Source organism: Erwinia sp. MYb375 (genome assembly GCF_037479175.1).
GTDB lineage: Bacteria > Pseudomonadota > Gammaproteobacteria > Enterobacterales > Enterobacteriaceae > Erwinia > Erwinia rhapontici.
This window is the reverse complement of the sequence record NZ_JBBGZS010000019.1, coordinates 88,375-100,880: the sequence shown is the minus strand read 5'-3', so window position 1 is coordinate 100,880 and position 12,506 is coordinate 88,375. Positions and strand designations below refer to the sequence as shown.

Genomic DNA, 12,506 nt, shown 5'->3' with positions numbered 1-12,506 from the left:
TTAAGCTAACTTGTACTGAGGAAAAACTAATGTCCAAAATCATTAAAGTCATCGGTCGCGAAATCATCGACTCTCGTGGAAACCCGACTGTTGAAGCTGAAGTGCATCTGGAAGGCGGCTTTGTCGGTCTGGCAGCGGCGCCATCAGGTGCTTCTACTGGTTCTCGCGAAGCGCTGGAACTGCGTGACGGTGACAAATCTCGTTTCCTGGGTAAAGGCGTCACTAAAGCTGTTGCTGCTGTTAATGGTCCGATCGCTGACGCGGTTACCGGCAAAGATGCCAAAGACCAGGCCAATATCGACAAGATCATGATCGATCTGGACGGTACTGAGAACAAATCACAGTTTGGTGCTAACGCGATTCTGGCTGTTTCTCTGGCTGCGGCTAAAGCGGCGGCGGCTGCGAAAGGCATGCCACTGTACGAGCACATTGCTGAACTGAACGGCACCCCAGGCAAGTTCTCTATGCCACTGCCAATGATGAACATCATCAACGGCGGCGAGCACGCAGACAACAACGTCGACATCCAGGAATTCATGATCCAGCCTGTTGGCGCGAAAACGCTGAAAGAAGCTGTGCGTATGGGTTCTGAAGTGTTCCATACCCTGGCAAAAGTGCTGAAATCTAAAGGCATGGGCACTGCGGTTGGTGACGAAGGTGGCTATGCGCCAAACCTGGGTTCTAACGCAGAAGCACTGGCTGTTATCGCTGAAGCGGTAAAAGAAGCGGGCTATGTTCTGGGTAAAGACATCACCCTGGCAATGGACTGTGCAGCATCTGAATTCTACAAAGACGGTAAATATGTGCTGGCAGGCGAAGGCAACAAAGCCTTCACTTCCGAAGAGTTCACTCACTTCCTGGAAGACCTGACCAAACAGTACCCAATCGTCTCTATCGAAGATGGCCTGGACGAATCTGACTGGGCTGGCTTCAAATACCAGACCGAAGTGCTGGGCGACAAAATCCAGCTGGTGGGCGACGACCTGTTCGTGACCAACACCAAGATCCTGAAAGAAGGCATCGACAAAGGCATCGCTAACTCCATCCTGATCAAATTCAACCAGATCGGTTCTCTGACCGAAACGCTGGCTGCGATCAAAATGGCAAAAGACGCGGGCTACACTGCGGTGATCTCTCACCGTTCAGGTGAAACTGAAGATGCCACTATCGCTGACCTGGCGGTAGGTACTGCAGCGGGCCAGATCAAAACCGGTTCTATGAGCCGTTCTGACCGTGTTGCTAAGTACAACCAGCTGATCCGTATCGAAGAAGCGCTGGGCAACCGTGCGCCATTCAACGGCCTGAAAGAAGTTAAAGGTCAGTAAGCTGTCGATATTCTGAACCGGTTATCCGGTTGAGGATTATCTGAAAAGCCCCGTCTCCGGACGGGGCTTTTTTTTGCTTATTTTTATTTTTCAGCGCGTTAGGGTTATTTCTTTAATGCGGAAAAGTCCTGGTTCATGGATTACGGGGCGTTTTTATGCGTCATTTTGTGTAAATTCGCGGTGACTATTTGTAACCAGGATCAGAAAATATGAAATACCGTGCTGATGTTGACGGGCTACGCGCACTTGCCGTACTGCCGGTTATTGCGTACCACATGGGAATAGGGGGGATACCTGGCGGTTTTACCGGCGTCGATATTTTCTTTGTGATTTCCGGCTATCTGATCTGCGGCATCATTTATAACAGTGCCATGAGTGGCAACTTCTCTTACCTCGATTTCTATAAACGTCGCTGCCTGCGCATTTTGCCACCGCTGTTTGTGGTGCTGCTGGCGGTGATGATATTTGGTTATTACCATCTGCTTCCCGCTCAGTTTACCGATCTGAGCAACAGTGCACTGGCGGCGTTGCTGTCAGCGTCGAATATCTTTTTCTGGAAAACCACCGGCTATTTTGATGGCCCGGCCGATCTGAAGCCGCTGCTGCATACCTGGTCGCTGGCGGTGGAAGAGCAGTTCTATATTCTCTTTCCCATCCTCCTGTTGCTGGTGATCCGTCTGTTCCGCAACCGTACCACCCAAGTGATGCTGCTGGTGATCGCGGGTTCGCTGCTGTTGAGTATTTACGGCGTTACGCGCAAACCTACCTTTACCTTCTACATGCTTCCGACCCGCGCCTGGGAGATGGCGCTCGGCGGGATTATTGCTATCGCCGGGCTGGAAGCCAAAACTGCCCATTACCGTACCGGGGTGAAACACGCCATGAGCCTCAGTGGGCTGGCGTTGATTCTGTTTGGTTTTCTCTGGCTTGATACCACCCTGCCTTTCCCGGCGTGGAATGCGCTCTATCCGTGTCTTGGTAGCTTCCTGATTATCCTGGCGGGTCAGCAGTCTGTCGTCTCCCGCCTGCTGGCACTGAAGCCGGTCGTGTACATCGGTATGATCTCCTACTGCCTGTATCTGTGGCACTGGCCGATCATTGTCTACTCGCGCATGTTCTTTAATTTTGAACCGGGTGTGCGTGAGCTGGTGATCCTCGTCTTAACCTTTAGTCTGGCAGTGGCATCGCGCTATCTGATCGAAATCCCGTTCCGCTACAAACTGTCTTACCTCAGCCCGGGCCGTATTGTGACGGCTTCGGTGATAGGGCTTGCCGTGATGGCCAGCGGAGCGCTGTATAAAGGCCATATCAGCAACAGCTCCGGGCAGTTTTCTCCGGCGGCGCTGGCACTGGCGCAGTATTCGGAATACAGCAAGATGCCGGAGTTCGATTATCAGTATCGCCGCGGACAGTGTTTCGTCGATGGTAAGAGCGAGGAAGATAAACCATTTGATCGTGAGTTCTGCCTCAAGACCTCTCCGACCGCGAAGAACTATGTGATGATCGGTGACAGCCACGCGGCGCATCTGTGGCGTGCCATCAGCCTGGCAGCGGGAGATGGGGTGAATGTTATTCAGGCGACCTCAGCAGGCTGCAAGCCGCTGTACCAGCAGTCACTGCGTAATCCGTGCACCCGACTGGTGGACTATGTCTACGACCAGTGGATCGCAGAACATCATATTGACGGCATCATCATTTCGGCGCGCTGGGCACCGGAGGATATCGCGCCTCTGCGCGCAACGCTCGATCACCTGAAATCTCGCTCGGACAATATCATCGTCATGGGGCCGACCGTCGAATATACTGAAGCGCTGCCGGACCTGCTGGCTTATCAGACAGACGGACGAAAAGATTTGGTTGCCTCATCGATTAAGAAAGAGGTCCGTGGGACAGACGAACAAATGCGCACAGCGATGGCCGAGCAGGGAACGCCCTATATCTCGGTTTATTCGATTGTCTGCCCCGGTAACATTTGTCGCGGGCTGGCGTCTGACGGCCATCCGACCTCGAACGACTACGGTCACTTTACCCTGAGCGGGGCGAAAGACGTGGCGAAGCAGGCGATGGTGCAGATGCGCGACAACAGATTTATGTAATTTATCAATCCGGGCGGCCGTCAAAGGGCCGCCCACAGGGCTTTTGTAAGTAATTAAAGTAAATGCCACTCTGAACCGATATTAGCTGTTATCGGGCTAACCCCATCACAGAGTGCGCACCATGCTAAAAAATATAAAAGTCGTCACCAGCATCGTTATCATGCTGATCATTTTTAGTGCGCTATTGCTTGTCTCCAGCGCGCTCTCGTTCAATGCGATAAGCCAGGACAAAGCCAACTTCACCCGTGCCACGATTTTGACTGAGCAACAGGGGCAACTGAGTGATGCATGGCAAACACTGGTCAAAACGCGGGTCACCATCAACCGGGTGGCTATCCGTATCCTGAAAAAGCAGACCGATCCTGCCTCCATGGCGGCGATTGAAAAACTGCTGGGCCAGGCCTCTGAAACGCTGGACGATGCCGGACAACATTTTGCCCGTTATAAACAGTATCCGGCGGTAGAGGGCCAGAATACGGCACTGGATGATGCCATTGTCAGTAGCTATCAGCTGATGTACGACACCATGAAACAGTCCATTCAGTATCTGGGGGCCAATAACTACGAAGCGTACGGTAATCTGGAAGCGCAGAAAGCTCAGGATGATTTAGAGAAAAATTATGACCGCTGGCGTGAGCAGAACAGCAGCCTGCTGGCGGTGGGCGTCACCGATAACCAGGACGGCTACAACCATATGGTCTGGACGCTGGGGGCAGTGGTGTTGATATTGCTGCTGCTGGTGGGCTCGGTCTGGGTGGTGATCAAACGTGTTCTGCTGACGCCGTTAAAACAGTTGCTGGTCCATATTCAGCGTATCGCGGCGGGTGACCTTTCCGAAACCCTGGTGGTGGACGGGCGCAGCGAAATGGGGTTGCTGGCCAGTAACCTGACGCAAATGCAGCAGTCGCTGATCGGCACCGTGGGTAATGTGCGTGACAGTTCGAATGCTATTTACACCGGGGCGAGTGAAATCTCTCAGGGTAACAACGATCTCTCTTCCCGTACTGAACAACAGGCGGCCTCGCTGGAGCAAACCGCGGCCAGCATGGAAGAGTTAACGGCTACCGTGAAGCAGAACGCCGAAAACGCGCGTCAGGCGTCACAGCTGGCGAAGAACGCCTCAGAAACCGCCGCGAAAGGCGGCAGGGTGGTGGAAGGTGTGGTGAAAACCATGAATGAGATCGCGGGAAGTTCTAAAAAGATTGCTGATATTACCAGCGTGATCGATGGCATCGCTTTCCAGACCAATATCCTGGCGCTGAATGCGGCGGTTGAAGCGGCACGGGCCGGTGAACAGGGGCGCGGGTTTGCCGTTGTCGCGGGCGAAGTGCGTAATCTTGCCCAGCGCAGCGCCCAGGCTGCCAAAGAGATTAAAACCCTGATTGAGGACTCAGTGAACCGCGTGGATGCTGGTTCACAGCAGGTGGCAACGGCAGGGGAAACCATGACGGATATCGTCAGCGCGGTGGTGCGCGTCACCGATATCATGGGTGAGATCTCCTCGGCGTCTGATGAACAGAGCCGTGGCATCGACCAGATTGGCCTGGCAGTTACCGAGATGGATCGGGTGACGCAGCAGAATGCCTCTCTGGTGCAGGAGTCTGCGGCCGCGTCAGCGTCACTGGAAGAGCAGGCCAGCCTGCTGTCTCAGGCGGTTGCCGTGTTTAAAATCGGACCACAGCGTGCTGTGGTTGTCGATAACCGCAGCGCTCAGGCACTCAAAACCCCACGGCTGGCCGCTCCGCGTAAAGTTGCAGTCACCGACGAAGGGAATTGGGAGACGTTTTAACCCCCTCTGCCCAGCCGTTGACCGTCCGCATTGGGGGGTGGGTAAAGGGCGGCGCAATGATTGGCACGCTTTGTTTGGCCTTATTCTGTCAATCTGCCATAATCTGCGCCCGTATTTTAGCCACCAGTCGAGATGTTAATGCAGTACCCGATAAATGAAATGTTCCAGACGTTGCAGGGCGAAGGTCTTTATACCGGCGTACCGGCAATTTTTATCCGCTTGCAGGGATGCCCGGTGGGCTGCAGTTGGTGTGATACCAAACATACCTGGGATAAACTGGCCGATCGGGAGACATCGCTGGGAGATATTCTGCTGAAGACCGTCGAAACTGATGCCTGGGGCGCAGCCGATGCAGAGGCCTTGATCGGCGTGATCCGCCAGCATGGCTGGACGGCGAAGCATATTGTGATTACCGGCGGTGAGCCGTGCATTCACGATCTGACCCCGCTGACCGCTGCTCTTCAGCAGCACGGCTTTGGTTGCCAGATTGAAACCAGCGGTACGCATGACGTGCGCTGTACGCCGGAAACCTGGGTGACAGTGTCGCCGAAGGTAAACATGCGCGGCGGCTATGATGTGCTGCACCAGGCCCTGGTGCGCGCCGATGAAGTGAAACACCCGGTGGCGCGTCAGCGCGATGTCGATGCATTGGATGACCTGCTGGCTACGCTCAGCGATGATAAGGCGCGGATTATCGCGCTGCAGCCGATCAGTCAGAAGGATGATGCGACCAAGCTGTGCATTGAAACCTGCATTGCGCGTAACTGGCGGTTATCGATGCAGACGCATAAATATTTGAATATTGCCTGACCCGGATCGACGTAGTCATGTCGGGGTGAGGCATGCCTCACCCCTACGATTTCAGACCCTGAAGGGTTACTGCGGCCACTTCATCTCGCCTTTCAGCACTTTCGCGCTCAATTCCAGGCTCGACGCATCTTTTAAATCCGGGTATTTCGCCTTCATCGTCGCGGTATAACTGGTGGCATCTTTACTCTCTGCCAGCACGCTTTCCGCCGTTTTCAGATACTGGTGTGTGAAGTTTACTGACGCCACGGTCTCTGCCGCACCCGGCAGGAAATGCCCTGGAACGACGCGCACCGGTTTCAGCGCTGTAATCGCCTCCAGCTTCTGCTGCCACACTGAGCGCTCGGTGGCTGACTGCGCATCGGCCATCCAGACGTGAATATTATTGCCATACACCACCACGCCGCCCATTACTGTTTTCAGGGAGGGCACCCACAGCCAGGTATTCTGCGGCTGCGGACCGTTCACGCCTTTGACCTCGATGCGCTCACCGTCCACCTTGAAACTGTCACCCTGTAAGACCTCGGGAACAATCAGCGACTCTGGAGCATTAGCGCCCATCTTCGGCCCCCAGAACGCCAGCTTACCTTCTTTGCTCTGTTTAATGAGATCTACCGTGGCGGCAGTAGCGAGAATTTTTACCTGCGGGAAGGCGCGCTTAATCGTATCGAGGCCGAAGTAGAAATCCGGGTCCGACTGGCTGATAAACACCGTCGTGAGCGTTTTTCCGGTCGCTTTGATGCGTTTGACCAGCGCTTCGGCATCATTGCGCTGGAACTGGGCATCAATCAGCACCACTTCATGCGGGCCGGAAATGATTTCGCTGGAAACCGCAAACATACTGGCTTCGCCTGGATTATAAACTTCCAGTTTCAGGGTTTCAGCGGCATACAGTGGGGCGCTGGCCGTCAGTGCCAGCAGGAGAGTGAGGCGGGTTTTCATCGTAAATGACCTGTGAGTCGGAAAAGAACCCAGTGTAGGTTGCAAAATTCAGCAGATAAACCGACTATCAGGCAACAGATTGTTGCATAAAACGGACATATTATGGATCGCGTCACCGCAGCGACGGTTTTTATCACCATTGTTCAACGCGGCAGCCTGTCGGCGGCGGCGGAAACGCTGGATATGTCGCGGGCTATGGTCACCCGCTATCTGAACCAGATGGAAAGCTGGGCCGGGGCGCGTCTGCTGCATCGCAGCACCCGCCGTCTGAGCCTGACGCCTGCCGGAGAGCATGCACTGGCGCGTTGCCAGCAACTGGCGGCGCTGTCTGCCGAGATTGAGCACAGCAACCAGCCAGAGGGGGAGGGGCTCTCCGGGCTGCTGCGCGTCTCCTGTGCGCTGTCGCTGGGGCAAAGCGTGCTGATGGTGGCACTGACCGCATTTCAGCAGCGTTATCCCCGGGTGCGCATCGACCTGCACATCAGCAATCAACGGGTCAATCTGGTGGAAGAACGCATTGATCTGGCGCTGCGCATTACTGCCCAGCTGGAGCCCAACCTGATTGCCCGCCCCCTGCATACCTGTCAGTCAGTGATTTGTGCCGCTCCCGCTTATCTTGCCCGTGCAGGAACGCCGCAGATCCCACAGGACCTCACCCATCACAACTGCCTGGCCTACTCGCATTTTGGTAAAAGCCTGTGGCACTTCACCCGGGGAGAGGAAAAAGAGGCGGTGGCGGTCAGTGGCAATCTGAGCGGCAATGATTCGGTGATGCTGCTCTCTGCCACCCTGGCGGGGGCCGGTATTTCCATGCAGCCGAACTACAGTGCAGGACCGCTGCTGGCCAGCGGTGAGCTGGTGGCCTTGCTGCCGGAGTATCAGCTTGATGAGCTGGGGCTGTATGCGATTTATTCGTCGCGGCAGTATCAGTCTGCGCGCCTGCGTACATTGCTGGATTTCCTGGTGGCATGGTTTAGCGCAGAGGACGCCGGGCGACTGCTGAGAGGAGGAGAGTAGAGACGGATGGAGGGCCGGGGAGATGGCTCGGTATTGTGAGCCACCTTAGGGTATCAGAGGATGCGGACCCGACCTTCTGCGCAGGGGTGCCAGCCGTGGGCTTTCTCTCCCAGCGCCCAGCGGTGATCCGGGGCATACAAAAATAGCCAGGGGGCGTCATCGTGAACCTGAGTAAACGCCTGGCGCATCATTGCCGCGCGTTGATCGCCATCGGCCGTCGCGGCGGCACGGTCAAGCAGCGCATTGAGCGCCTCGCTGTGATAACCCTGCCACCACGGGCCCTGCTGGCGGGAATCCAGTTTTTCACGGTAAACGCGCCAGCCGCTGGCCGGGCTGGAGTCAAAGCAGGCAATATCGCCAAACTGCTTATCGCGTACCCGCTGCGCATACGCGGGTCTGTTTTCATAGATAGTCAACTCGACGGTCACACCCACCGCCTGAAGTTCCTCCGCGATATGCCGGGCCAGCACAATCGATTCATCGGGAAAGCGTGCCGGCAGCGCCAGCGACAGCGTCAGCCCTGAGGCATAGCCCGCGTCTGCCAGCAGCTGTCGTGCTGCGTTGGGATCGTAGCGATAGGGCTGCACATCCTGCGGAATACCGCTGTGGCGTGCCGTTAACGGCCCGGCTAAGGGGCGCGCATGACCCTGAGCGATCTGTGGATGTGCGATTATCGCCTGACGATTAACGGCATGATTCAGTGCCTTTCTGACCCGAACATCCTGTGTGGCCCCCTCAAACAGGTTCAGCAGAAAAATAATGCACAGATAACTACGCTGGCTGACGATGTTTTCCGCGCCAGCTGGCTCAAACAGCGGGTCCACCAGCAGATCGGCCTCACCACGGGCAAACAGCGCCTGGCGTTGCACGGCATCAGGCTCGGCCAGCCACACCAGCGTGTCCGCTGGCGGTTTACCCGCCCAGTGATCATCAAAGGCGTGCAGGGTGATACGCCCTGGCTGCTGCTCTGCGAACTGGTAAGGACCGCTGCCGATGGGCTGCTGTGGCAGCGCGTGCAGGCTGTCTGCCGGAACAATGGCAATATCCACCAGTAAATCCAGCAGATCAGCAAAAGGTTCCGGGTTGTCGATCGTCAGCACGCCATTATCGGCCACCGCCACGGCGGCATGCTGTAAATAGCTGCGCAGCACGCCCTGCGTACCCAGCTCGCCTGGCATCTCCGGTGAGAGTGCGCGCAGCAGAGAGGCTTGGGCATCAAAGGCTGTGAGTATTGCGCCGTTGTGGCAGCGCACGCCAGCGCGCAGCTGGAAGCGCCAGCGTCGGCAATCGTCCTCCACTGACCAGCTTTCCGCCAGCCATGGAATAAACTCGCCCTCATCGTTGCGTCTGACGAGCGCATCAAAGATCGCATCAATAATGCTGCGCCGGTCACGGATATCTGACAGAACATGCGGATCGGCAAGCGGCACCGTGGGCTGAACGACGGTAAACAGGTCAGTGGAGGAGATCGTCATTGAAGTCACTCATCAGCAGGAGAAGCGTCTCCGCAGGGCATTGGCAGCCCTGCGGAGTGTCACAGAGGGGGGTTATTTGGAAACGTCAGCGGCAAAATAGTGCTGAGAAATGCGCTGATAAGTCCCGTCGCTTTTAATCTCAGCTAAGGCTTTATCAATGGCGGCTTTCAGCTCAGGGTTACCTTTACGGATGAGAATACCTTCCTGCTCGGCATCGGCACGGGTGGCAGCGATTTTCACGTTGGCGTCCGGCTTGTGTTTTTTAAAGTCGAGGTAAGACAGGTTATCGTTAATGGTGGCATCGGCACGGCCGCTGGCCACCAGATCGACCGACTGGTTAAAGCCGTCGGTGCCGACAATCTCCGCACCGTAGCTGCGTGCCAGCTGTGCATAGTTGCTGGTCAGCGTATGCGCTGATTTTTTGCCTTTCAAATCTTCGAAGGATTTGATGCTGGTGTTATCGCTGCGCACAATCAGCACGCCTTTTGAGGCGATGTAGGGTACAGAGAAATCATATTTCTGCTGACGCTCCGGGGTAATAGACACCTGGTTAATCACCGCTTCGTAACGCCTGGCATCCAGCCCTGCGATCAGACCATCCCACTTCCCTTCCACGAATTCCGCTTTCACGTTCAGGCGTTTAGCCACTTCGCGGCCGATCTCGACATCAAAACCGGTTAACGCGCCGGAAGCATCGTGGTAAGTAAACGGTGGATAGGTTCCTTCCGTACCGATTTTCAGCACTCCAGCCGACTGAATCTTAGCGAGATCAGTTTCTGCCAGTGCGGCAGAGGAGAAGCTCAGCTGTACCAGGCCTGCCAATAATAACGTTGCGATCTTTTTCATTAAAAACTCCTGAATGCTGTCTGTGATGGGGTCTTAAATTATATTTCCCAGGAATCGGGCAGGGTGTCGGTCAGGGTCGAGATAAAGGCTTTCGTTCTGGGTTTCTCGGCGCGGGTAAACAGATCGCGAGAGGTTCCTGTTTCCACGATCTCCCCCGCTTCGAGAAACACCACGTGGTTAGCAATATTGGCGGCCAGACGCAGGTCGTGCGTGGCCATCAGCATGGTCATTCCTTCTTTTGCCAGATCCTTCAGCACCGCAACGACTTCAAGCGACAGCTCCGGGTCCAGCGCCGAGGTGGGTTCATCACACAGCAGTACCTTGGGTGACGGCGCCAGTGCGCGGGCAATCGCCACGCGCTGCTGCTGACCACCGGACAGGGTGGCAGGCCAGGCATCGCGTTTATGGATCATGCCCACTTTCTTTAGCAGCGCCTCGGCACGTTCGCGAGCCTGAGCGGGATGCTGTTTATGGACGGTAATCAACCCTTCCATAATGTTTTCAATGACGGTCAGATGGGGAAACAGCTGAAAGTTTTGGAATACCATGCCGGTTTGCTGGCAAATACGACGGATATCTTTTCGGGCAACACGTTGGCTGCCGGAAAATACAATATGTTCGTTACCGATGGTTAACTCGCCCGCCTGCGGTATTTCCAGCAGGTTGATGCAGCGTAATAATGTGCTCTTGCCGCTACCGGAAGGGCCGATCAGTGCCGTCACGCTACCTTCATTAATCGTCAGGTCGATATTCTTTAAAACCGGATTGCCATCAAATTGTTTTTCAATGCTGGATAATTTTATCATTATCTCTTTCCTTTACCGTGCTATTGCTGGCGAGCTTATTTTCCAGTCTGGTCTGTAATGCAGATAAAACAGAACTGATTAATAAATAAATAATGGCGGCTTCGGTATACAGTATTAATGGCTGATAAGTGACGGCCGCAATACGCTGTGCGGCCAGAAACATCTCAGGGACGGTAATGACCGAGGCCAGAGAGGTATCTTTTACCAGCGAAATAAAGGTGTTGGATAACGGCGGGACGGCAATGCGTGCCGCCTGTGGAATAATGATGCGACGTAGCGCCTGAACCCAACTCATACTGATGGAGTGCGCCGCTTCCCACTGACCTTTTGGCACAGAAAGCAACGTGGCGCGGATCACTTCAGAGGTATAAGCACCAATATTCAGCGTGAAGCCAATAACCGCAGCCGGGAATGCATCTAGGGTAATCCCCACGCCAGGAAGTGCATAGAAAATCAGAAAGAGCTGTACCAGTAATGGCGTGCCACGAATAAGCCAGACATAAAATCGCACAATATATTGCAGGGGCTTAGGCCCATATAATCGTGCCAGTGCAACGATAAAGCCCAGCGATAAACCCAGTGCAAAAGAGACCAGCGTTAAAGGGATGGTAAATGTCACACCGGCGTACAGCATCGGCCAGAATGAATCAATTGCTAACGTAAGCCATGCTGGCATTGTTCACCCATCTTAAAAAAATGAATATCGATTTTTGTTCTGTGGCGAGAGAATATCACGGTGGGGTAAGGAGCGCTTATATCTTGAAATGATATAATATATTCTCTAAGAATATATATTTAATTCATAAGCTTTTCTGAAAAACGCATATATGAAAAACAGGCCGGATTAACGGGCGTCAACCGGGCCTGTCTGGCAATCAACCGCGATAGACGCAGCCAGCGGTGCAGGTCTCTTTCACCAGTACGGCGCTTAACAGCGGCAGAACCGGCTTCATCTGTTGCCAGATCCACTCTGCCAGCACTTCGCTGGTCGGGTTTTCAAGCCCAGGGATGTCGTTGAGATAATAATGGTCCAGACGATCATAAACGGGTTTGAACGCCGCCTTGATCTCTGAAAAATCCATTACCCAGCCCGTATGCGCATCCACTTCGCCAGTAATTTCCAGACGAACCATAAAGGAATGCCCGTGCAGGCGGCCGCATTTGTGCCCTGCTGGCACATTCGGTAAATGGTGCGCGGCTTCGAATTGAAAATCTTTAAACAGCGTAGTCGCCATAGTGACAGTCTCAGTCTTTATCAATAAAACCGCCGCAGGATACCGGAAAACAGCTTTTTTCGCACCCGTTTCCCGGCTAAACGCGATAAAGGGAAATACCTGTAAAAATTGTTGTTTTTAACTTATTGAATAATATGAAAATAATTAACCTGTTTTGTCGCTAATGCT

The 12,506-nt window shown here is 54.5% G+C and carries 11 protein-coding genes; 5 read left to right on the top strand and 6 right to left on the bottom strand.

Annotated features, from left to right (window positions below):
• Nucleotides 1-29 precede the first annotated feature (29 nt).
• The 4 genes from eno (at nucleotide 30) to queE (ending at nucleotide 6,020) form a co-directional block, all read left to right on the top strand.
• On the top strand, nucleotides 30-1,325 hold the full coding sequence (gene eno / locus WH279_RS11250) for a phosphopyruvate hydratase (RefSeq protein WP_133846049.1): 1,296 nt from the start codon (nucleotides 30-32) through the stop codon (nucleotides 1,323-1,325).
• Between the two features lie 209 nt (nucleotides 1,326-1,534).
• Entirely contained in the window at nucleotides 1,535-3,421 is a 1,887-nt protein-coding gene (locus tag WH279_RS11245) for an acyltransferase family protein (RefSeq protein WP_339456620.1), read from the top strand.
• 121 nt (nucleotides 3,422-3,542) lie between these two features.
• Complete coding sequence (locus tag WH279_RS11240; RefSeq protein ID WP_339456618.1) at nucleotides 3,543-5,210, top strand: methyl-accepting chemotaxis protein; 1,668 nt, start codon at nucleotides 3,543-3,545, stop codon at nucleotides 5,208-5,210.
• A 138-nt stretch (nucleotides 5,211-5,348) separates the two neighbouring features.
• Nucleotides 5,349-6,020 (top strand): 7-carboxy-7-deazaguanine synthase QueE, encoded by a 672-nt coding sequence (queE, locus tag WH279_RS11235; RefSeq protein ID WP_133846046.1) that lies wholly within the window; start codon nucleotides 5,349-5,351, stop codon nucleotides 6,018-6,020.
• 66 nt (nucleotides 6,021-6,086) lie between these two features.
• Here queE and WH279_RS11230 read toward each other — a convergent pair whose 3' ends face one another.
• Nucleotides 6,087-6,959, bottom strand: a complete 873-nt coding sequence (locus WH279_RS11230; RefSeq protein ID WP_200643201.1) for an MBL fold metallo-hydrolase — start codon at nucleotides 6,957-6,959, stop codon at nucleotides 6,087-6,089.
• Between the two features lie 102 nt (nucleotides 6,960-7,061).
• Here WH279_RS11230 and WH279_RS11225 point away from each other — a divergent pair, with 102 nt between their 5' ends.
• Nucleotides 7,062-7,976 (top strand): LysR family transcriptional regulator, encoded by a 915-nt coding sequence (locus WH279_RS11225; protein ID WP_200643202.1) that lies wholly within the window; start codon nucleotides 7,062-7,064, stop codon nucleotides 7,974-7,976.
• A 53-nt stretch (nucleotides 7,977-8,029) separates the two neighbouring features.
• Here WH279_RS11225 and WH279_RS11220 read toward each other — a convergent pair whose 3' ends face one another.
• The 5 genes from WH279_RS11220 to queD all read right to left on the bottom strand — a co-directional run bounded on the left by WH279_RS11220 (nucleotide 8,030) and on the right by queD (nucleotide 12,338).
• On the bottom strand, nucleotides 8,030-9,451 hold the full coding sequence (locus WH279_RS11220; RefSeq protein WP_339456614.1) for an ABC transporter substrate-binding protein: 1,422 nt from the start codon (nucleotides 9,449-9,451) through the stop codon (nucleotides 8,030-8,032).
• A gap of 72 nt (nucleotides 9,452-9,523) precedes the next feature.
• Nucleotides 9,524-10,297: an amino acid ABC transporter substrate-binding protein gene (locus tag WH279_RS11215; protein WP_171149564.1), complete on the bottom strand. Its 774-nt coding sequence runs from the start codon at nucleotides 10,295-10,297 to the stop codon at nucleotides 9,524-9,526.
• Nucleotides 10,298-10,335: 38 nt separating this feature from the next.
• Nucleotides 10,336-11,103, bottom strand: coding sequence for an amino acid ABC transporter ATP-binding protein (locus WH279_RS11210; RefSeq protein WP_339456610.1), 768 nt, complete (start codon nucleotides 11,101-11,103; stop codon nucleotides 10,336-10,338).
• Nucleotides 11,081-11,779, bottom strand: coding sequence for an amino acid ABC transporter permease (locus WH279_RS11205; RefSeq protein ID WP_133846040.1), 699 nt, complete (start codon nucleotides 11,777-11,779; stop codon nucleotides 11,081-11,083). Before WH279_RS11205 ends, WH279_RS11210 begins: the two co-directional genes overlap by 23 nt.
• 199 nt (nucleotides 11,780-11,978) lie before the next feature.
• Entirely contained in the window at nucleotides 11,979-12,338 is a 360-nt protein-coding gene (queD, locus tag WH279_RS11200) for a 6-carboxytetrahydropterin synthase QueD (RefSeq protein ID WP_133846039.1), read from the bottom strand.
• Between the last annotated feature and the right edge of the window lie 168 nt (nucleotides 12,339-12,506).